Origin of the sequence: Streptococcus sp. HMSC071D03, assembly GCF_001812125.1 — a bacterium.
GTDB classification, from domain to species: Bacteria; Bacillota; Bacilli; order Lactobacillales; family Streptococcaceae; genus Streptococcus; species Streptococcus pseudopneumoniae_N.
Window position 1 is genome coordinate 14338 of record NZ_KV807737.1, and the last position, 21462, is coordinate 35799.

Below are 21462 nucleotides of genomic sequence, written 5' to 3' on the forward strand. Positions count from 1 at the left end.
CTGACTTCGTCAGTTCTATCCACAACCTCAAAACTGTGTTTTGAGCAACCTGCGGATCTCTTCCTAGTTTGCTCTTTGATTTTCATTGAGTATTACATTTTACTTCCTAGAAAAAGACTGGTCTCCCAGCCTATTTCCCTGTAAATTTTGTGACGAGTTCGTGCCATTTTGCTGGCGCCAAAATAGCCCTAGGGTCTTCCCCTTTTCCTAGTATGCCATAGCCAATCATCAAACCAATTGCAAGCGCTAAAGCACCTAGAAGGAGAACTAGCATAACCAAGACAAAACGACGCAATACATATTTGGCTTCTTTATTCATCTTCATCAGCTTCCACACTTACCCGTTCAATCTTAGCTCCTAACTGAGCCAATTTTTCATGGAAACGGTAGTAACCTCTATCTAAATGGACAAGCTTTCCTACAACTGTTTCGCCTTCAGCTACCAAGCCTGTCAAAATCAAGGCTGCACTGGCACGTAAGTCTGTCGATAGAACTTCTGCCCCTTGGAGAGGCTGTCCTCCGACGATACGGGCTGTATCACGAATAATTTCTGAGTGCAAGCCCATACGACGCATTTCCTCTAAATGTTGAAAACGATTCTCAAATACAGTCTCTACCATAGTTGACTCACCTTGAGCAACGGTCATTAGAGCAGTAAACTGCGCTTGCATATCTGTCGGAAATCCTGGATGTGGTAATGTCTTAACATGAACCGCCTTTAATTTTTCACGTTGAGAACGAATACGAATTCCTTCGTCCTCATCGATGACTTCAACACCCATTTCCTGTAATTTAGCAATCAAGGGGCGATTATGTTCCCAGATAGCATCCAGAATCAAGACATCTCCACCTGTAATGGCAGCTGCTACCATGAAAGTCCCTGCTTCAATACGGTCTTGCACAACATTGTGGGTTGCACCGTGTAATTGTTCAACACCAGTAATCGTCACAGTTTCTGTTCCTGCCCCCTTGACTTTGGCACCCATTTTATTTAGGAGAACAGCCAAGTCGACAATCTCAGGTTCACGCGCAGCATTTTCAATGACAGTTACGCCGTTGGCAAGAGTTGCTGCCATCATCAAGTTTTGAGTAGCACCTACACTTGGAAAGTCCATGTAGATATGTGCACCGTGCAAGCGTTCCGCCTTAGCTTCAATATAACCAGCCGTTTGAGTGATCTCAGCCCCCATTGCTTCGAGTCCTTTAAGGTGGAGGTCTATCGGACGACTACCGATAGTACAGCCACCTGGCATCGAAACTTTAGCATGTCCCACACGAGCCAAGATTGGCCCCAATACTACAATAGAAGCACGCATCTTGCTGACATACTTATAGGGAGCTTCTTCTGTGATATCTCCAGTCGCATCAACTTCAACAATATGTGCTTCTTGATCAAAGTCTACTTTCGCATTTAATCCACGAACCACCTGATTCATGGTAAAAACATCCGATAAAATAGGAACATTTTTTAAGACTGTTTTTCCTTCACTTGCTAAAATAGTTGCTGCAAGCAGTGGCAAAACTGCATTTTTTGCGCCCTCGATGGTGACACTTCCAATCAAACGATTATCTCCACCTTGAACTACAATTTTTTCCATAGAGTATTTTCCTTCACTTACAATTTTAGAATAGTGTTCTAACTGCTTCTTGCCAAAGTTGGTAGAGATTTAGGAAAAAGGAACTAATCAGATATCCTAAACCGATACTACACAATACTACCAAGAGTCGAACCTTCTTCGCATTATCCTTTGTCACCTTCAAAATTTGATCCCATCTGACCAAATCTTTCAAGAGCTGAAAGACTAGGTAGACAAAAAACATATGACTACTAAGGGTAAAAAACAATTGAATCATTTGCCTATTATACCATCTTCTTTTTTTCTACGCTAGTTTAGGAATTCGCCTACTGTTTAGGGATTATTTTTCAAATAGTCAATCGCATCTTGAAGCGTTTTGACTGGAACGATTTTCATGTCTGTTTTAATCATTTGAGCTGCTTCTAGAGCTGTGTCATAATTACTCTTGGCATTTGGATTTGCTTTTTTAGCTTCTTCAGTTACTGGATTATTAGGAGCAAAGAATACAGTTGCTCCCTTTTTAGCTGCGGCCACAACCTTTTTATCAATTCCCCCAATGTCACCTACGTTGCCATCTCTATCGATGCTTCCTGTACCCGCAATAATCCGTCCATTTCGAAGAGTAGGATCTGCAATTTGCGTATAGATGGATAGACTAAACATCATCCCAGCACTAGGACCACCAATGCCTGCAGTTGAAAACTTGATTGGCACATCACTAGATACTTCTGTGCGGTCAATCAAACCGATTCCGATACCATTTTTCCCATTTTCCAGAGTAATGATTTTTCCTTCGGCAGTCTTGACTTTTCCATCCTCCTCATAGGTAACCTTAACCTGATCACCTAGAGTTTGAGAATTAACGTAGTCAACCATCTCCTTGGAGCTCTCAAAAGTCTTGTCATTCACAGCGGTTACGGTGTCAGCAATATTAAGAACTCCCTTGAAAGTCGAGTTATCTGTTACAGTCAAAACATAGACCCCCAGATATTTGAGCTCAATTTCCTTACCCGCCGTCTTCAGGCCTTGATATTTGGCCATATTTTGCGAAGTTTCCATGTAAAACTGGTTGATTCGCATAAATTCCGCATCTGACGAACCACCCGTCATTTCTTTGGCACTATGTATATCCGTGAAAGGTGTTAGCCAGGCATAAAACAAGTCAACCATTCTAGCGTGCTTAACTCCAACCGTCACAAATTGGTAGGAACCTCCCTCTTGGTCAGGTTGGTTATTAACTTGTAAAACCTTTCGAATATCTTCAGAAGTTCCTGGCACCTCGATATAATATGGCAGGGGCACCGTAAAAGCTATAAAAGTGATAACGAGCCCAATAATGAGATATAAGGGCCATCTAGTCTTTTTCTTCATCTTCTAATTCCTCCAAGACAGTATTTGGCACATATCCACTGATATCTTGATCAAATTTTAATAGTTCTCTGACAGCTGAAGAGCTGATATGAACATGCTCCGGCCGACTGTGGAGATAGATTGTCTCCATTTCTCCCGCTAATTTATGGTTGTAAAAATCAAAACTAGCTTCATACTGAAGATCCGTAGCATTGCGTAAACCACGCACTAAGATCTCTGCACCTAATCTTCTAGCAACGTCAACTACCAATTCATCGTGAGAAGCCATCACTTCCACATTTTTGAGATGTCCCACTGCTTTTTCAACAGTCTTCTTTCGACTCTCTATCGGTAAAAATCCCATTTTGTGTGGATTATAAAAAATCCCGACATACAATTTATCAAAGAGCTTACTTGCACGCTCGATGAGATCCAAATGTCCATTGGTCATCGGATCAAAGGAACCTGTAAATAGCCCAATCTTATCTGACATAAACCGTCACCTTACTAATTCCATATATTTTTTCCTTCCAGATACCCAAACAGGCGATTTCTTCTGGAAGTTCTACCGATTTATCGGTCTCACATACCACCATGACATCTTCTGAAAAAAGATTTCTCTCTGCCATTTTTTCAATATCTGACACGATTTGTTCTTTTGCATAGGGAGGATCCAAAAAGATGAGATCAAAGACTCCATCCACCTGCTCCAAAGCACGACTGGATTCCATTTTCAACAATTGAAACTTGGAAGTTTCCTTGGTCATCCGAATATTTTCTGCGACAATATTCTGGGCTCGACGATCTTTCTCAACCAGTACTGCACTGGACATTCCCCTTGAGACAGCCTCGATGGATAAACCACCACTACCAGCATAAAGATCTAACACACGTCCACCTTCAAAGTAGGGACCAATCATATTAAAAATAGCGCCCCTAACCTTGTCTGATGTTGGCCTTGTCGTTTTACCGTCCAGCGTCTTTAAAGGACGCCCACCGTAGATTCCTGATACGATTTTCATAACGTCTATTATACCAAATTCTTATCAAAAAAAGAAAATCGAACCTTACGGCTCGATTGATTAAAGAATATTTTCGTAAGTATCTCTCACTTCTTGCGGCCAAACACTGGTTTGGACTTCACCGATGTGCTTCTTACGAAGCAGGAACATAGCCATACGAGATTGGCCGATTCCTCCACCGATTGTCAATGGGAAGAGTCCATTTAGGAGAGCCTTATGCCATTCTAAAGTTAAACGGTCTTCATCTCCTGTGATAGCTACTTGGCGACGGAGAGTGTCTTCATCGACACGAATGCCCATTGAAGACAATTCAAAGGCTGCACCCAAATTATCATTCCAAACAAGGATGTCCCCATTCAAGCCATGATAGCCATTTTCAGACTCAGTTGTCCAGTCATCATAGTCTGGTGCACGTCCGTCATGAGGTTTTCCATCTGACAATTCTCCACCGATACCAATTAGGAAGACCGCACCGAACTCCTTACAGACAGCATTTTCACGTTCTTTTGGTGTCAAGTCTGGGTAGCGTTCTACCAACTCTTCTGTATGGATAAAGGTTATTTGCTTAGGCAAAATTGACTCAATATCGTAGCGTGCTTCCACTGCTAACTCTGTCAAACGAATAGCCTTATAAATCTTTTCTACCGTTTCTTTAAGATAGGCAAGATTGCGCTGTCCGTTTGGAATAACTTTTTCCCAGTCCCACTGGTCCACATAGACTGAGTGAGTTGCATCTAGCGAATCTTCGTCTGGACGAAGGGCCTTCATGTGAACAAAGAGGCCTTCACCCTCGCCAAAACCAAAACGAGCCAAGGTATGGCGTTTCCACTTAGCAAGTGAATGTACCACTTCATAGGTTTCGTCTGGAATTTGCAAAACCTTAACTTCCACGGCATTTTCCACACCTGATAAATTGTCCTGCATCCCATCCCCAACCTTACTCAAGATAGGACCTTGTACCTCAACCACTTCTAACTTATCTTTTAAATACTGGGTAAAGGTATTTTTTACAAAGGAAATTTCTTCCTGTTGATGGATAAAACTTTTCTTCATACATCTCTCCTTTTGAATAATAAGATGATTATACCCTTTTGCCAGTAAAAATGAAAGTAAAAATTAAAAAAAGAGCTCCACGGAGCTCTAAAAAATCAATCGTCACTACCGAAAATACGGAGCAAGCTAAGGAATACGTTGATAAAGTCCAAGTAAAGACTGAGCGCCAAAGAAACTGCCCAACCTGTTGCAACCTGACCACCTGACTCCTCATAAACATAGCGAATCTTTTGGTTGTCCCAAGCAATCAAGCCTGCAAAAACGAAAACCATGATAATGCTGATGATATAGTCAAAAAGGCTACTGTTTAAAAAGATATTGACAATCATAGCTAGTATGAGGCCCACTAAAGCTGCCAACAAGGCACGTCCCATACCGCTCAAGTCCTTCTTAATCACAACTCCGATAAGAGCCATCACAAAGAAGAGAGCTGCACTAGATACAAAGGCTGTCAAAACAGTACCTGGGGTATAGAGCGAGACAACGAAACTCAGTGTAAAACCGTTTAAAACGGAATAAAGCAAGAAAATTGGCAAGGCTGCTGGACTGTTTTTTAAAGCCATACTACTCGCTACATAGACCAGAGCAACTTCTACAAAGCCCGCAACTATTAGCCATACACGAGCATTCATCATAATTTGAACGAGCAAATCCTGGAAAGTTGTCAACATGAGTCCTGAGACAAGGGCTGATAAGCCAATTCCCAAACCTACAAAAGCATAGACTTTTGCATAGAATTGATTCAAACCAGAACGTTCTTGAATAATTGTTTGATTCATATCTTTTTCTCCTTATAAAAGTATTTTTATTGATTATAACAAAAATAAACTATTTTAACTCAAATAAAACATAAGTATACCCGCTGCAATGGCAACATTGAGACTTTCCGCCTGGCCCTTCATGCTGATATGAACCAGTTGGTCCGCCTGCTCTGCCATGAATGGACTAATGCCTTGACCTTCATTTCCCATGACCAAGGCGAAGTCCTCTTGACGAGCAAGTTCACGATAATCTTTAGAATTTTGGGACAAGGTAGTTGCTAGAATCAGTAAATCGCTCTTTTTAGCCTTTTCGCGAAATGTTTCAACAGACATGCGATAAATCGGCAAATGGAAATGACTTCCTTGCATGGAGCGAAGAGTTTTGAGGCTATAGATATCTGCTGACTTACTGGAAACAATGACTCCAGAAAAACCTGCCGCATCTGCCGTTCGAATCATAGTCCCAACATTTCCAGGATCCTGCACATCTTCTAAAAAGAGATACTTTCCTTGGCTCAAATCTGGCAACTGCTCCTCTTCCTTTTGGACAATGGCAACAATACCCTGAGGAGTTTGCGAATCTGCTAAATCAAGCAAGATTTCTTCAGTAACAAAGACAGTCTGGGAATAGTCCATTAATTTTTCGCCATACTCTGCAAGGGCAAATATTTTCTCAATCTTTGCACCAGCCTGAATAGCTTCTTCAAACAGATGCCAGCCCTCAATCAAGTAAGAGGTTTTCCGATATTTTTTTTGATGTAATTTTTTGGCATTTTTCACCACAGAATTGGCTTTAGAGGTTATAATAGTCATAGAAATATTATAACACAATCAAGGAGGTTTGGTATGCAAAAGGTTAAAATGATCGCCCAAGGTCGCGTCCAAGGAGTGGGCTTCCGCTGGGGTGTCTATACCCTAGCTCTAGAACTAGGTGGCATTACGGGTCGTGTCTGGAATAACGATGACGGAACCGTTGAGATTCTGGCCCAGGCAGAGTCTTCTGCCATTATGGCTAAGTTTATCCAAGAGATTCGAAAAGGCCCTACCCCATTCTCTAAAGTAACCTACCTAGATGTGCAAATGAGTAACTTTCCATCTTATTCAGACTTCAAAGTCGCAAATTAGGTCTCTAGAACTATTGTATATTTTCCAAAAAAACAGTAGAATAGAAAGGTATAATTTTTAAAGAAGGAATAAAAACAGTGAAATCTATTAAACGTTTTGCACTCTCAGCTATGGGAGTGGCTATGTTGCTTGTCTTGACTGGTTGCGTTCAGGTTGATAAAGCAACAGGTAAGCCAATTGGTCCCGTTTGGGAGTTCTTGGGTGCTCCGATGGGAGAAGCTATCAAGTACTTCGCCAATGATCAAGGCCTCGGTTTCGGTGTTGGAATCATCATCGTAACCATTATCGTTCGCTTGATTATCCTCCCACTTGGTATCTACCAATCATGGAAGGCAACGCTTCACTCTGAGAAGATGAATGCTCTCAAGCACGTTCTTGAACCACATCAGACTCGCCTGAAAGAAGCAACAACTCAAGAAGAAAAACTCGAAGCCCAACAAGCTCTCTTTGCTGCTCAAAAAGAGCACGGCATCAGCATGTTTGGCGGCGTGGGATGTTTCCCTATCCTCATTCAAATGCCTTTCTTCTCTGCTATCTACTTTGCTGCCCAACATACTGAAGGAGTTGCCCAAGCAAGCTACCTAGGAATTCCTCTGGGCTCACCTAGTATGATTTTAGTTGCCTTTGCTGGTATCCTTTACTATCTTCAATCACTCCTTTCTTTACATGGAGTTGAGGACGAAACTCAAAGAGAACAAATCAAGAAGATGCTCTATATGAGTCCTCTCATGATTGTCGTGTTCTCTGTCTTCTCACCAGCCAGCGTTACACTTTACTGGGTTGTCGGTGGTTTCATGATGATTCTTCAACAATTTATCATCAACTACATCGTTCGTCCAAAACTTCGTAAAAAAGTACGCGAAGAATTTGCTAAGAACCCACTAAAAGCAAGCAAAACTTCAATCACTCGTAAAGATGTGACCCCTGAACCAGCAACAGCTATCACAACTTCTAATAAGAAGAAAAACAAAAAACGCAATGCTGGAAAACAACATTCTAGATAAAAAATAAAAGGCTTAGCTTAAATGCTGAGTCTTTTCTATAGTCGAAAAGAGGCCGAGAAAAAATCCCGACCTCTTCTTTCATTTTATCCATGTACACGTTTCATGTAATCTTGATAGCTTTCTGTATCCATCAATTCCTTAGCATTCTTGACACGATCTGCTGTTGGAGGTTTAACTCCTTCAAGGGAATATGGAATCCCAAGTTCACGCCATTTGAACTCACCCATAGTGTGGTAAGGCAAGATTTCAAACTTATCAACATTTTTGAGAGTTTTTACAAACTTACCAAGTTCAATCAAATCCTCATCTCTGTCTGTCAATCCAGGTACAAGAACGTGACGAATCCAAACAGGTTTACCGATTTCTGACAAGTACTGAGCACAAGCCAAGATGTTTTTATTGGTTTGACTGGTTACAATCTTGTGTTGCGCTTCGTTGATTTCCTTGATATCAAGGAGAACCAAGTCTGTCACGGCCATCAACTTGTTGAACTTTTCTAGATAGCGTGGTTTGTTACGGAATGGAAGGGCACAAGTATCCAAGGTACAGTGGATACCTTTTTCCTTTGCCTTAGTAAAGAGGGCAATCAAGAAATCAATCTGCAAGAGGGCTTCTCCTCCACTGACTGTGATACCTCCCTTGTCACCCCAGAAACCACGATAACGAAGCGCTTCTTCTAGAACATCATCTACTGTTCGTACACGAGATTTATTTGTTTCCATAGCCCAAGTATCAGGGTTATGGCAATATTGGCAACGCATCTGACAGCCTTGCAAAAAGACAATAAAACGAATTCCAGGCCCATCTACCGCCCCAAAACTCTCTGTCGAATGCACCATTCCTGTCACTTGTCCATAGTCAATTATTTCCTCAGACATATCGTTACCTTCCTTGAAAACGTTTTATAGTCTTTATTATACCATGACTGAAAAGAAAAACCACAGATTTTGCCTATTTTTTAGAAAACAATCTGTTTTTCACTTTCAACTTTCATGATTTTCAAAATATTTATTAATCCTTGTCAAAATCAAAGCCATAGAGAGTCGCAAAATAGTCCTCTGGTCGCTCGGCTCGGCGGATCAAGCGTGCTCCACCATCCTCTGTATATAGAATTTCTGCCGAACGAAGCTTGGCATTGTACTGGTAACCCATAGAGAAGCCATGCGCACCTGTATCATGAATGACTAACAAATCACCAATTTCTGTTTGAGGTAGATCACGATTAACTGCAAACTTATCGTTATTTTCACAGAGAGAACCAACAACATCAACGATTTCAGTCTGACCATCAGGATGCATCATATTGGTGATGTGGTGATAGGCTCCATACATAGCCGGTCTCATCAGGTTGACAGCTGAGGCATCTACTCCAAGATAAGTTCGGTAGGTTTTCTTTTTATGGGTTACTTTAGTCACTAGAATTCCATGAGGTGCCAACATAAAGCGTCCTAACTCTGTAAAAATCTTAACTTGACCAAGACCTGCTGGTGTGAGGACTTCCTCATAAACCTGACGAACTCCCTCACCAATTACAGCGATATCATTTGGCTCCTGATCTGGACGATAGTTGACTCCGATTCCTCCAGAAAGATTGATGAAGTCCAGCGAAATTCCTAACTTTTTCTTGATTTCTACTGCCAATTCAAAAAGCTGACGTGCTAATTCTGGATAGTAGAGATGGGTCACTGTATTGGAAGCTAGGAAGGAATGAATCCCAAAGGTTTTAGCTCCCTTTTCTTTCAAGATGGCAAAGGCTTCAAAAAGCTGTTCCTTAGTCATCCCGAACTTAGCTTCACCAGGATTATCCATAATATCCGTACCCAGTTCAAATACTCCACCAGGATTGTAACGGCAAGAGATGATTTCTGGGATGCCTGCTGCACGTTCCAAATGCTCGATATCTTCAAAGGCATCCAAATTAATCGTCGCACTTAATTCACGGGCATAGGCATATTCTCGATCTGGGGTGTTGTTAGATGAGAACATCATATCCGCCCCTGAAAACCCAAGCCTGTGACTCATCAAAAGTTCAACATAACTAGAACAATCCACTCCACATCCTTCTTCTTGTAAGATTTTCAAGATGGCTGGAGTTGGCGTTGCCTTAACTGCGAAGTATTCTTTAAAGCCCTTATTCCAAGAAAAGGCTTTATTTACTGCTCGTGCTTTCTCGCGAATCCCTTTTTCATCGTAGAGATGAAAAGGGGTTGGAAACTCCCCAACAATCTTTTCTAAGGCTTCACGTTTAATAAATGGTGTTTTCATAGGACTCCTTCATATTCATTATCAAAGAAAGGCTGGGACGAAAGTTCCAACCTTTGTATTTCAAGTCAATTCTTATTTTTCTGTATCGAATATATTTCCAACTTCAACAGCAATTTGTTGGTTCTTCACATCAATGTTCGTGACTCTCAAGAGTGACTTGTAGTCGAACTGTTGTTCACGGTCTTCCTGTGCATTATCAGCAAAGACGGCTACTCCAGCCAACTCTGAATCAAACTCAGACAAGAGGCTAATCATCCCGTTAATGGTTCCTCCACCCTTCAAGAAGTCATCGACGATCAAGACACGACTTCCTGCTTTGAGGCTACGTTTTGAAAGGAACATCTTTTCGATACGGTCACTAGAACCTGAAACATAGTTGACACTAACAGTTGAACCTTCAGTGATTTTCAAGTCGCGACGGACAATGACAAATGGTACGTTGAGGACATTTGCTACCGCATTCGCAAGCGGAACCCCTTTGGTCGCAACAGTCATAACGGCATCAATCTTCTGATCCATAAAGCTCTTAGCAATAATGCGACCGATATTTTTCAAAATAGCTGGAGTGCTCAATAGGTCAGATAAATAAATGTAGCCACCTGGCAGAATGCGGTCACTCTCTGAAAGTTTATCACGAAGCTCTTCGATAATCGTTTTAGACTCGAGGTCAGATATTGATGGTGTAAAAATAACACCACCACCAGCACCTGTCACCGTTTGAATATGCCCGATTTCAATTTCTTCGAAGGCCCGTTTAATGATGACAATGTCTTCAGAAATAGACGATTTGGCAGATTCATACTTTTCCGCAAAGGTGTTGAGACTGGTTAATTTGTATGGATTGTTAATCAAGTAATTGGAAATGACAACCATCCGATCACTTCTTCTTAATTTCATTATATATTTACCATTCTTTTTTATTTAATCTTTCTTCATTATATCACACTAAAGCAAAAAAACGAACTTTATTGTCTAAATAAAGTTCATTTTTTTAGTTTCTAGTCTAATTTTGGCTTGTAGAAGGAACGATTGTCCATAGCAAATACTTTATTAGTCATTTCTCCATCATCAACAAGAGCCAGAGCTGTTGTCATCATCATCATACTGGCATCCAAATTGTCAATCATATGAATAATTTCTGCTTCCATAATTCGTGGACGAACAGGGCTACCGTACTCAAGGAGACCATGGTGACTGAGAATGACATGGCGAAGAAGGACAACCTCTTCTCTAGTATCATCAATGCCAAGCTCCATTACTGCTTTGGTAATCTCACTATCAATCAAAGCAATATGACCAATAAGGTTTCCTCTTACTGTGTACTCTGTCTGGTCGGGTCCCGTCAACTCGATTACCTTGGCTAAATCATGGAGCATGATTCCTGCATAAAGTAAACTTTTATTGAGCTGAGGATAAATATCTGCTATCGCTTCTGCCAAACGAACCATAGTAGCAGTATGGTAAGCAAGACCTGTCTCAAAAGCATGATGGTTGGTCTTAGCAGCTGGATAGGAGTAGAATTCCTTGTCATACTTGGTGTAGAGATTTCGAACAATTCGCTGCCAAATTGGATTTTCAATTTTAAAAATCATCTGCGCCATATACTCACGAATCTCTTTGGCATCTACTGGAGATTTAACCTTGAAGTCCGCTGGGTCATTTGGTTCGCCAGGTTGTGGTAAGCGAAGGGTGATTTGATTAACCTGAGGCGTATTGTTGTACACTTCACGACGACCTTGCATATGGACTACTTTCCCTGCTGTAAAGGTTTCAACATTGTGGGGTTGAGCATCCCAGAGCTTCCCTTCGATTTCTCCACTATCATCTTGGAAGGTGAAGGCTAGGTAGTTTTTCCCAGCACGTGTCTGTCTCAGGTCAGCTGACTTGATCAGGTAAAAGCCTTCAAAAAGCTCATCTTTCTTCATGTGACTAATCTTCATATTCTTCCTCATCTTCTTGGAATTGGAGCAAATCAAGCGCAGGCTCACCTTCTGATAACTCAATGCGACGAAGCGTTCGCTCGATAGCTGTAGTACGACGGTTTAATAAATCATCAATATTGCCAGAGGCATGTTGGAGATGTTTTTGTGCCTTGACCAAAATACCTCCAAACTTGCCAAATTCTGTTTTGACACTAGCTAGGGTTTTACTGATATGATCAGCACTCTTTTGGATATTAAGAGTTTTGAAGCCAACTGATAAGGAGTTAAGAAGAGCCGACAAGGTACTTGGACCTGCAACAATAATCTGTTCCTCCCGTCTCAAATCATCAAAGAAAATTGGATTGCGAACAATTTCTGAGTAGAGACCTTCTGTCGGTACAAACAAAACTCCAAAATTGGTTGTCCGAGGCGGCGCCAGGTACTTACTCTTGATATCCTTGGCAAAACGCTTGACGCTTGCTAGGAGAGACTTACGACAACGCTCAATTTCCTCCTTGTCACCTGCTTCATAGGCTTCTTCCAGACGGTAATAATCCGCCAATGGAAACTTGGAGTCAATCGGTAGGTAGACATATTCTTGGTCTCCTTGCCCAGGCAACTTAATAGCGTATTCCACACGTTCACTGGAGTTTTCAACAGTTGCAAATTCTCGTTCATACTGGGCAGGTGTCATGATATCTTCGATAATCTGCCCCAGTTGTAATTCTCCTAGAATTCCTCGCGTTTTAGTTCCAGAAAGGACTTTATTTAGGGCACCGACATCACGGGCGACCGTCTGCATTTCACCTAGACCACGATTGACAGATTCCAGTTGCTTGGAAACTGTCTCGAAAGACGCTTGCAAGCGTGTCTGCAAGGTCTTTTCTAGCTTTTCCTCAACCGTTTGGCGCATCTGCTCTAAACGTTGCTCATTTGACTCCTGCAAGGCCTGTAGTCGTTGGTCAGTCTTATCTCTGGTTTGGAGGAGGTTTTCATTCATCTCCTGTCGAACCTGAGTCAGACCTTGGTGCAATTCGATCCGCACCTCCTGCAAACGATCACTAACAGCCACTTCTAGATTTTTTTGGTTCAGCTGGCTTGCTTGTCTGGCTTGCTCAAAGCGATAATCTAACTGGTCTGATAAATGATCTGCCTGATCTTCCAAACTCTTACTTAGGTGTTTCTCCTGCTTATCCTGCCTTTGCCAAATAAGAAAGAGGCCGGCTAGATTAGCAACTAATAAAACAACAAGTAAACTTTCCATCCTACCTCCTGTCTTTGCTATGCAAGACAACCACATAGCCATCTGGGCAAGTCACCGAAACTTCCCTATCTATATATTCGTTAGAAGCGTAAACTTTCTTAAAGAAAAAATTCTCTTCAGTCAATTCGTACTTGGCTCCGATAATGGTTAACTGACTGTCCCTCACAGGCATAAAGGCCAGATAATCATAGTCCAAACGTGGTTCAAGTTGACTGGTCCCTTCTGGGCAATAGCTAATCAAATTTTGCCCATCCTCAATCTCTATTTGACGCATATAGGGCGCCAATTTAGGATTGCTAGGCAGAAAGACATTGGCCAGCATATGGTCAATGCGACCACCTAGGGCGCCAAAAATGGTCACTCGAGCTTGAGGATCTTTTTCAAAAACCGTTAACAGTGCTAGTTCCAGATCCGTATCATCTTTTTCTGGCTGGGCTTGGACAAAGTGTCGCGCACGTTTTTGAATCAACTGACGCTCTTCCATAGTCACAGAATCAAAATCCCCAACGGCTATAGTAAGAGGAAGTTTTTCCTCCAGTACCCAGAGTGAGCCACGGTCCACACCGACAAAGCAATCAAAATCTATCCTATAATGTCCACGGTCTCCACCAGCAAAAACTGCAACTTTAGTCCAGTTGTTTTCGGAGAGCTTGCACTCGTTCATTGACATCTCCCTTAAAGACATAAGACCCTGCTACAAAAACTGTTGCACCAGCTTCTTTGGCTTGAGCAATAGTTTTATCATCAATCCCACCATCCACTTCGATCTCAAAGTTCAAGCCCTTCTCCTCACGAAGTGCCACCAACTCACGAATCTTATCCATGGTTTCTGGCAGAAAGGCTTGTCCACCAAATCCAGGGTTAACCGTCATGACCAAGACTTGATCAACTAAGTGAAGCACGTGCTTGATAGCCTCAGCAGGCGTTCCAGGATTGATAACAACCGATGGTTTGACACCTAGAGAACGAATCTTTTGAAGAGCGCCATGGATATGAGGTGTTGCCTCTACGTGAATGCTGATGATATCTGCCCCTGCACGCGCAAAATCTTCTAGATGGTGTTCAGGATTAGAGACCATCAAGTGGCAATCAAAAACCATCTTGCTATGGGGGCGAAGGCTTTCGACCACACCTGCACCAAAGCTGATTTGTGGTACAAAGTGACCATCCATGATATCGATATGGGCGTATTCTGCCCCAGTTGCTTCTAGGCGTTTAATTTCACGTTCAAAGTTGGCATAATCTGCTGCCAGAATTGACGGAGCAATCTTGTATTGAGACATAGGTTTCTCCTTATTTTGGAATTTTTTTGCTGACTTTTTTATAGGTTTCTCTGCGATTCTCAATCTCACTGAGGAATTGCAGATAATTTTCAAAACGGAAGGGCGCAATAGTACCTTCTTCAACTGCTGGTTTCACTGCACAGGACGGCTCATGGGTATGGGTACAAGTGCGGAATTTGCAGTTTCGGCTGACACTAGCAATCTCTGGGAAGGCCTGATTGAGGTCTTCCGCCGTTGATACTTCATAGTCCAAGGATGAAAAGCCCGGTGTATCTGCGATTTTACCTCCATTGAGATTATAAAAACTAACCGCTCGAGTAGTGTGGCGCCCGCGACCCAGACTGTCTGAAATTTCTCCTGTTTCAAGATTGAGGTCTGGTGCGATTTTATTGAGAAGAGTTGACTTCCCAACACCTGTCTGCCCCATAAAGACTGTCACCTTGTTTGTCAATAGTGGCAAGAGCTCTTCCTTACTAGTCACAAAGTCGTAGCCGATGGCACGATAGGTCTGCTCGTAACAATCCAGTTCTAGTCGATCTGACAAGAGGTCCATTTTAGAAATATAAACGATAGGATGAATGCCCTTATGTTCTAAGAGAACCAAGAAACGATCCAACAAATTGCTATTAAAATCAGGTTCCTTGACAGACATGATTACTACAGCTTGGTCAATATTGACAATAGGCGGACGGACCAGACTGTTTTTCCGTTCATGAATCTTGAGGATATAGCCTTCTGAATTTTCCTCGGCAGAAAAATCTACCCAGTCTCCAACGTAGGGAGTATGGCCTTTTTTACGGAAATTCCCACGCGCGCGTGTTTGATAAACCTGACCCTCACTCTCCACATAGTAGAATCCTGCCAAGGCTTTAATGATTTGTCCCCGCATCTTAGAGTCCTTGCCCTTTAAGTGCATCTGCTAGGCTGGCAAACTCTTCCAAGCTGAGAGCTTCCCCACGCACACTTGGTGACAAGCCTGCTTGGTCCAAAGCCTTGGTCAGCTTGTCCTTGACCTCTTCAGTCTTGCCAAAGTAACCTGTCAAATTGTTCCACAAGGTCTTTCGGCGATGGGTGAAACTTGCCTTGGAAACCTTAAAGAAAAAGTTCTCGTCTTCAACTGCTACAGCTGGTTCTGGACGGCGCACCATTTTCAAAATAGCAGAGTCCACATTTGGTGCTGGTACAAAGACCGTACGAGGCACGATGAAGGCAACCTTGGCCGTCATGTAATACTGAACTGCAATCGACAAACTACCATAAGCCTTGGTATTTGGTTGTGCAGAGATACGATCTGCTACTTCTTTCTGCATCATGACGACAAACTCACTAAAAGGAATCCCACTTTCAATCAAGTGCATGAGAATAGGGGTCGTGATGTAGTAAGGTAAGTTAGCTACTACCTTAATAGGCAGGTCAGGATTTTTAAAATTCTGGATATGTTGCGCCAAATCAACCTTGAGAATATCTTCGTTAACTACGGTCACATTGTCAAAACCACGTAAAGTATCCACTAGGATTGGTACCAAACGGTGGTCAATCTCAAAAGCCATGACTTGAGCTGCACGCTCAGCTAAAAATTCAGTCAAAGCACCAATACCCGGCCCGATCTCAATGACATTAACCTGGTCATCAATCTCAGCCGTATCCACAATTTTTTGAAGGATATTGGTATCGGTCAAGAAATTTTGCCCGAAGGACTTTTTAAAGGTAAAACCGTGACGCTCCAGCACTGCCTTGGTCACGCTATAATCTGCAATTCTCATTTATTCTCTTTTCTAATTATTAAAGAACTCTCTAATTGCCTTCTAGTTCCTAACTGAGCTCTTGCATCTCTTTAAAAGCTGTTAGGCTAACATAGGCACCCGCTTCATAGTATTCCGTTGGATTAATGGCATAGTCAAAGCCTTCAATCATGCCTCCAGCTTCTTCAATCATGCCATTCCACTTTTCATCAAAGACCATTCTCAGACGTTTCCAATCAGTAAATACTGGGACGGAATTTCGTCCATCTTTTCCCTCTCTAACGGGAATATTAAAGTTAGCGTCTTTTTCCAAAACAAAGGAATTCCCTTCTGAATTATCCTCTGGGAATCCTGATGCTGCATCTAATGGAAGCAAGAATTTTGCCTTAGGCATAGCCATAGAGAAGAACTTGTAGTAAAGCCCATAAACTAGTTCTTGCTCTTCTGTAGTCGGTTGATCCATCTGTCCCATCAGGAGCATCCATCTTACCAGGTCAGGATTCATGACAGGCACTTGTATTTCTGGCAAATCAGAAAAATCTGGTTTTTGAACCAAGGCAGGAGCGCTGACGCTGACTTCCTTGGAATTAAAGATTGCTCCCATGGCACCGTTTAAGTAAAAGGCTGTCCCAAGGAAATTCTCAATCCCTGTTTTGTCTTCCGTATTTTCAATCAGTTTTACCACTGAGTTTGGTCGACTATCAATGGTTTCCTTGAATTGGCGATACCAAGATGGTGTCAACAGCATAATCATGGGATCAGTACACAGATAACCTTCCTCACCTCTGTCATAGGTCGTTGAGAAAAGGTAAGGTTCGCCTGTTTTTTCCGAATAAACTGCATAAACAGAATCTGCTACTAACAACTTGTCCTTGACGATTTCCGCTAGACGTTCCAACTTGCGAGTGTTGGCTTGATAGCTTTCTTCGCTTTCAGTTTCCTGATTTTGACGGCATTTCCATAAAAAGAGACGTAAAATCTCTACACTGTCATCAAGGCTAGCTGACAAATAGTCTTCATTAGTCAATTGACCCTCTTGGATGGCTACAAAAGCACGATAAAGGGCATCTGAATAGCTTGATAATTTTTGCTCTTCCTCAACACCTGAACTAAAGAGCACACTTCCTTTTTTCAATTTATCCAAAGAAGGAAGCCTATCAACCACTAGATGCGCGAGAACTTCATCAGTAAGACTATCTGCATCTTTGTTTTGACTGCTAAGTTTTTTAACCTCTACAGTACCAAGAGCGTCCATTCCTTGGTCAGGATTGCAAAACTGCAACTGATCTCCAACCTTGAGAGTCCCTTCTAAACTCCCAACGATCAATAATTGATTCGTTTCCTTCATTGGGAACAAATCTAAAACTCCAATACATGCATTGTTTTTAGATTCTTCTCTTTCATTCTGTGCTTCAGTTATTTCAGTTGCCTCTGCAGTTTCCGTCTTTTTTAAAAAATCAAAGATTCCCATAACTTTTCCTCATTAACTCCACACAAGGCTAATTCCGTGGAGCACTTTTCTAATGCTTGCTATCAAGCCTGATTAAACCGTATATGATTACTTCTATTGTATCATATTCCCCCTACATTTTGGGACGGTTTCTCAATTCTCATACGATTTCATGGCATCTTCAACTTCAGCTAGACTGATTCCAAATAATTCTAAACGCTTGAGAAGTTGTTTCCCATTGGAATAACCGATACGAAGATTCTCTCCTAGATATTCTCTGCGTTTTCGGCTGTCTGCTCCAGCTAGAAACCCTAATCGGATCAAGTCACTACGGCTAATATCAAAGTCACTTTCTGCTGCAAATTGCTCTGTGACTTGTTCCAGCGCTGTTTTCAAGTCTTCATAACTGGCATGTTCGATTCCTAGAGAACGTCCCTTGGTCTTGGACTTAGGAACTGCCTCATCACGTTTGAGAAAAGCGTGCTGCACTGATGGAACAGCCGTCATAATCATCCGACGAATGCGTTCCCCGTTGAAATCAGGATCTGTAAAGACAATCACCCCATGACGTTCATGTAAACGTTGAATTCGTTCAAGGTCCTGTTCATTGATAGCCGAACCACGAGTCTCATAGGTCTCCACGTCAAAGTAGCGTTTTAGATTTGCCGTATCGTCACGCCCTTCGACTACGATGACTTGGGAAATTTTCTCTTTCATGATTTACTTTCCAATCCAAAGATTCGTTCAGCATTGGTACTTGTCACTGCTGCCAATTCTTCTGTCGTCATGCCACGCAAGTCCGCAATAAAGTCTACTACATAGCGCGTGTAAGCTGTCTTATTTTCACGCCCACGCTTGGGTACTGGGGCTAAATAAGGTGCATCTGTCTCTACCAAAATCTTGTCCAAAGGAAGTTCTCTGGCAGCTTCTTGGATATCCGTCGCCTTCTTAAAGGTCACCACTCCTGAGAAGGAAATGGTCATACCAAGCTCAACAAACTTCTCAGCCCAATCCAAAGAACCTGAGAAGGAATGCATGATGCCGCCACGTGGACCAACTCCCTCACTCTTAATAATTTCATAGGTATCTTCGAGCGCATCACGTGTGTGAACCACAAAAGGTAAGTCCAGTTCCTTAGATAGCTGGATCTGACGACGAAAAACCTTTTCTTGAACTTCCTTAGATGCCGTCATCCAGTGGTAGTCCAAACCAATCTCGCCCAAGGCAACAACTTTTGGATGTTTTAGTTTTTCTAGCAAGTAATTCTCAACTTCCTCTGTATAGGTTCCTGCTTCCGTTGGATGCCAGCCAATCGTCGCATAGAGTTGGTCATACTTGTCCACTAGTTCAAGAGCACGCTCAATAGTCGGTTTGTCAAAACCAACAATATTCATCCGAGTCACACCCATTTCAGCTGCTAAGGCTATTTCTTCTGCTTCTCTTCCTGAAAATTCTTCCACATTCAAGTGGGTATGTGTATCAAAAATCATGTATATTCCCTCGTTTTTTCTACCTTCTATTATACCAAAAAACTAGTCTCATTCTTATAGGAAAAAATATTTTGAAATCACTCATTTTTTCTTGACGGTATTTTTTCGTAGCAGTATAATAACTCTTGTTGAAATTTTTCAGAAAAGGAAAGAAAATGTTTACAAAACTAAAATATACCTTTATTGGTCGTCCCCTTAAGTCCTTAACTGAAGGCGAGGGAGGACTACTTGGAAAAACGCAGGCACTCGCAATGCTATCAAGCGATGCTCTATCATCTATTGCCTACGGGCCTGAACAGGTCGTCCTCGTCTTGGCCAGCCTTTCTCCGCTTGCTATCTGGTGGAGTCTCCCTATTGGCATTTTTGTCCTCTTACTATTAGCTAGCCTGACCATTTCCTACCGGCAAATCATTCACGCCTACCCTCAAGGTGGAGGTGCCTATATGGTAACTCGAGAAAATCTATCTCCTGAGCTAGGTTTGATTGCTGGAGGAAGCCTGCTTGTTGACTATATGCTAACAGTTGCCGTATCCGTGGCTGCAGGAGCTGATGCTATCACAGCAGCACTGCCTACCCTCCACCCCTATAACCTCCACATCGCCATTTTTCTGGTCTGTTTACTCATGCTTTTGAATCTAAGAGGTTTGAAGGAATCCGCCAGTTCTTTGATGATCCCTGTCTATCTCTTTATCTTTAGTACAGTCTTCCTCTTATTGTTTGGTATCTTCCAACTGTTGACAGGCTCTCTAAGCTATCATGCAACTTCCTCTATTGGTCAAACCGTCCCAAGTCTCTCAATTGTCCTCATTTTAAGAGCCTTCACCAGCGGTTCGGCTTCACTAACAGGGGTTGAAGCTATCTCAAATGCCGTTCCATTTTTCAAGAGCCCTAAAGAAAAAAACGCAGCTCAAACATTGACCATCATGTCACTTATCCTTGGATTTCTATTTGCAGGGATTACCTTCTTAAACTACTGGATGGGAATTACCCCTCAACACGGAGAAACAATCCTCTCACAAATGGCTAAAGGGATTTTAGGGGATTCAGCTATCGGTCAGATTGTTTATTATCTCTTCCAATTCTCAACTGCCCTAATCCTAGCTGTCGCTGCAAATACTGGTTTTTCAGCCTTTCCGATGTTGGCTTACAATATGGCTAAGAACAAGTACATGCCCCATCTCTTTATGGAGAAGGGAGACCGCCTAGGTTACTCAAACGGTATCTTAACACTAGCCTTTGGTGCTATGATTCTTCTGCTCATTTTTAACGGAAATACAGAACGCTTGATTCCTCTCTATACTATCGGAGTTTTCGTTCCTTTTGCACTTTCTCAAACAGGGATGATTCGCCACTGGAAAAAAGAAAAAGGCTCTCATTTCTTAAAATCTGCCTTTGCTAATATCCTTGGTGCCATCATTTGTTACGCTATTGTCCTTATTCTACTCTTCTTCAGGCTTGGGGATATCTGGCCATTCTTCCCAATCATCCTGGTATTGACCTTCCTATTTCTGTCTATCCACAGTCATTACCAAAAAGTGGCGAAACAACTTCGACTTTATGAAGGAATTCAAAAGAAAGCCTACGATGGCAATGTCGTCCTTGTCTTAGTAGGAAATGTTACTCGAGTCAGCGTTGGAGCGATTAACTACGCTCAAAGTATAGGAGATGAAGTTTTGGCCATGCACATTTCCACCAAGGAAACCGAAGAAAAAGACCAAGAAATCCTCCAAGAATTTGCTGACTACTTCCCAAATATTACTCTTAAAACCATTAATACTAGCTATCGCGATATCATTACTCCTACAGTCCGCTATGTTCGAAAGATTTCTCAAGAAGCTAAGAACAAGAACTACACGGTTACAGTTCTTGTACCCCAGTTTATCCCTAATAAACCTTGGCAAAATATCCTACACAATCAAATGAGCCTTAAATTAAAATATGCTCTCAGATGGCACGAAGATGTCGTCGTTGCTAGCTACTCTTATCATTTGAAAGAATAAAGAAAAGGCATTACCAGAACCAACAAGCTCCTGGTAATGCCTTTTTCTGAATCTAGTCCCTAAAATTAGACTTATACTCAATGAAAATCAAAGAGCAAAACTAGGAAACTAGCCGCAGGCTGCTCAAAGCACTGCTTTGAGGTTGTAGATGAAA

At 42.1% G+C, this 21462-nt stretch carries 24 protein-coding genes; 3 read left to right on the forward strand and 21 right to left on the reverse strand.

Annotation, left to right across the window (positions count from 1 at the left end; genetic code table 11):
• Positions 1-130: 130 nt before the first annotated feature.
• The 9 genes from HMPREF2837_RS04240 to HMPREF2837_RS04280 all read right to left on the reverse strand — a co-directional run bounded on the left by HMPREF2837_RS04240 (position 131) and on the right by HMPREF2837_RS04280 (position 6576).
• Entirely contained in the window at positions 131-325 is a 195-nt protein-coding gene (locus HMPREF2837_RS04240) for a DNA-directed RNA polymerase subunit beta (RefSeq protein ID WP_080979411.1), read from the reverse strand.
• Entirely contained in the window at positions 312-1598 is a 1287-nt protein-coding gene (gene murA / locus HMPREF2837_RS04245) for a UDP-N-acetylglucosamine 1-carboxyvinyltransferase (protein ID WP_049549557.1), read from the reverse strand. The genes HMPREF2837_RS04240 and murA overlap by 14 nt, the downstream gene beginning before the upstream one ends.
• A 25-nt stretch (positions 1599-1623) precedes the next feature.
• Positions 1624-1854, reverse strand: a complete 231-nt coding sequence (locus HMPREF2837_RS04250; RefSeq protein WP_000615324.1) for a DUF1146 family protein — start codon at positions 1852-1854, stop codon at positions 1624-1626.
• A 56-nt stretch (positions 1855-1910) separates the two neighbouring features.
• Positions 1911-2948, reverse strand: a complete 1038-nt coding sequence (locus HMPREF2837_RS04255) for a SepM family pheromone-processing serine protease (RefSeq protein ID WP_049549556.1) — start codon at positions 2946-2948, stop codon at positions 1911-1913.
• The gene (gene coaD / locus HMPREF2837_RS04260) at positions 2932-3420 is read right to left on the reverse strand and encodes a pantetheine-phosphate adenylyltransferase (protein ID WP_049549555.1); all 489 of its coding nucleotides are present in this window, start codon (positions 3418-3420) and stop codon (positions 2932-2934) included. The genes HMPREF2837_RS04255 and coaD overlap by 17 nt, the downstream gene beginning before the upstream one ends.
• The gene (rsmD, locus tag HMPREF2837_RS04265; RefSeq protein WP_045762698.1) at positions 3410-3949 is read right to left on the reverse strand and encodes a 16S rRNA (guanine(966)-N(2))-methyltransferase RsmD; all 540 of its coding nucleotides are present in this window, start codon (positions 3947-3949) and stop codon (positions 3410-3412) included. Before rsmD ends, coaD begins: the two co-directional genes overlap by 11 nt.
• Positions 3950-4009: 60 nt before the next feature.
• Positions 4010-5002, reverse strand: a complete 993-nt coding sequence (gene asnA, locus HMPREF2837_RS04270) for an aspartate--ammonia ligase (RefSeq protein WP_049549554.1) — start codon at positions 5000-5002, stop codon at positions 4010-4012.
• A gap of 95 nt (positions 5003-5097) precedes the next feature.
• Positions 5098-5781 carry a Bax inhibitor-1/YccA family protein gene (locus HMPREF2837_RS04275; protein WP_049549553.1) on the reverse strand — a complete coding sequence of 228 codons (684 nt, stop codon included), beginning with the start codon at positions 5779-5781 and terminating at the stop codon, positions 5098-5100.
• 54 nt (positions 5782-5835) lie between these two features.
• On the reverse strand, positions 5836-6576 hold the full coding sequence (locus tag HMPREF2837_RS04280; protein ID WP_049549552.1) for a TrmH family RNA methyltransferase: 741 nt from the start codon (positions 6574-6576) through the stop codon (positions 5836-5838).
• A 33-nt stretch (positions 6577-6609) separates the two neighbouring features.
• Between HMPREF2837_RS04280 and HMPREF2837_RS04285 the strand changes: the two genes are divergently transcribed.
• Positions 6610-6888 carry an acylphosphatase gene (locus HMPREF2837_RS04285; protein ID WP_049502928.1) on the forward strand — a complete coding sequence of 93 codons (279 nt, stop codon included), beginning with the start codon at positions 6610-6612 and terminating at the stop codon, positions 6886-6888.
• Positions 6889-6965: 77 nt separating this feature from the next.
• Positions 6966-7892, forward strand: a complete 927-nt coding sequence (yidC, locus tag HMPREF2837_RS04290) for a membrane protein insertase YidC (protein ID WP_049549551.1) — start codon at positions 6966-6968, stop codon at positions 7890-7892.
• A gap of 83 nt (positions 7893-7975) precedes the next feature.
• Here yidC and pflA read toward each other — a convergent pair whose 3' ends face one another.
• From pflA to HMPREF2837_RS04350, 12 genes are all read right to left on the reverse strand, one after another.
• Positions 7976-8770: a pyruvate formate-lyase-activating protein gene (pflA, locus tag HMPREF2837_RS04295; protein ID WP_001287990.1), complete on the reverse strand. Its 795-nt coding sequence runs from the start codon at positions 8768-8770 to the stop codon at positions 7976-7978.
• 133 nt (positions 8771-8903) lie between these two features.
• Positions 8904-10157: a diaminopimelate decarboxylase gene (locus HMPREF2837_RS04300; RefSeq protein ID WP_049549550.1), complete on the reverse strand. Its 1254-nt coding sequence runs from the start codon at positions 10155-10157 to the stop codon at positions 8904-8906.
• Between the two features lie 72 nt (positions 10158-10229).
• Positions 10230-11054: a pur operon repressor gene (gene purR / locus HMPREF2837_RS04305; RefSeq protein ID WP_049549549.1), complete on the reverse strand. Its 825-nt coding sequence runs from the start codon at positions 11052-11054 to the stop codon at positions 10230-10232.
• Positions 11055-11155: 101 nt separating this feature from the next.
• Positions 11156-12097: a 3'-5' exoribonuclease YhaM family protein gene (locus HMPREF2837_RS04310; RefSeq protein WP_049549548.1), complete on the reverse strand. Its 942-nt coding sequence runs from the start codon at positions 12095-12097 to the stop codon at positions 11156-11158.
• On the reverse strand, positions 12087-13343 hold the full coding sequence (gene rmuC, locus HMPREF2837_RS04315) for a DNA recombination protein RmuC (protein ID WP_049549547.1): 1257 nt from the start codon (positions 13341-13343) through the stop codon (positions 12087-12089). Before rmuC ends, HMPREF2837_RS04310 begins: the two co-directional genes overlap by 11 nt.
• A gap of 1 nt (position 13344) precedes the next feature.
• On the reverse strand, positions 13345-14007 hold the full coding sequence (locus tag HMPREF2837_RS04320) for a thiamine diphosphokinase (RefSeq protein ID WP_049549546.1): 663 nt from the start codon (positions 14005-14007) through the stop codon (positions 13345-13347).
• Positions 13970-14626 (reverse strand): ribulose-phosphate 3-epimerase, encoded by a 657-nt coding sequence (gene rpe / locus HMPREF2837_RS04325; protein WP_049549545.1) that lies wholly within the window; start codon positions 14624-14626, stop codon positions 13970-13972. Before rpe ends, HMPREF2837_RS04320 begins: the two co-directional genes overlap by 38 nt.
• 10 nt (positions 14627-14636) lie before the next feature.
• Complete coding sequence (gene rsgA / locus HMPREF2837_RS04330) at positions 14637-15515, reverse strand: ribosome small subunit-dependent GTPase A (RefSeq protein ID WP_049549544.1); 879 nt, start codon at positions 15513-15515, stop codon at positions 14637-14639.
• Position 15516: 1 nt separating this feature from the next.
• Entirely contained in the window at positions 15517-16389 is an 873-nt protein-coding gene (gene rsmA / locus HMPREF2837_RS04335) for a 16S rRNA (adenine(1518)-N(6)/adenine(1519)-N(6))-dimethyltransferase RsmA (RefSeq protein ID WP_049549543.1), read from the reverse strand.
• Positions 16390-16438: 49 nt separating this feature from the next.
• Positions 16439-17839, reverse strand: a complete 1401-nt coding sequence (locus tag HMPREF2837_RS04340) for an SseB family protein (protein WP_049549542.1) — start codon at positions 17837-17839, stop codon at positions 16439-16441.
• Between the two features lie 132 nt (positions 17840-17971).
• Positions 17972-18535 (reverse strand): ribonuclease M5, encoded by a 564-nt coding sequence (gene rnmV, locus HMPREF2837_RS04345; RefSeq protein WP_049549541.1) that lies wholly within the window; start codon positions 18533-18535, stop codon positions 17972-17974.
• Entirely contained in the window at positions 18532-19308 is a 777-nt protein-coding gene (locus HMPREF2837_RS04350) for a TatD family hydrolase (protein WP_049549540.1), read from the reverse strand. Before HMPREF2837_RS04350 ends, rnmV begins: the two co-directional genes overlap by 4 nt.
• Before the next feature lie 155 nt (positions 19309-19463).
• On the opposite strand from HMPREF2837_RS04350, the gene HMPREF2837_RS04355 reads away from it, so the two are divergent.
• Positions 19464-21308: an APC family permease gene (locus tag HMPREF2837_RS04355; protein ID WP_049549539.1), complete on the forward strand. Its 1845-nt coding sequence runs from the start codon at positions 19464-19466 to the stop codon at positions 21306-21308.
• Positions 21309-21462 lie beyond the last annotated feature (154 nt).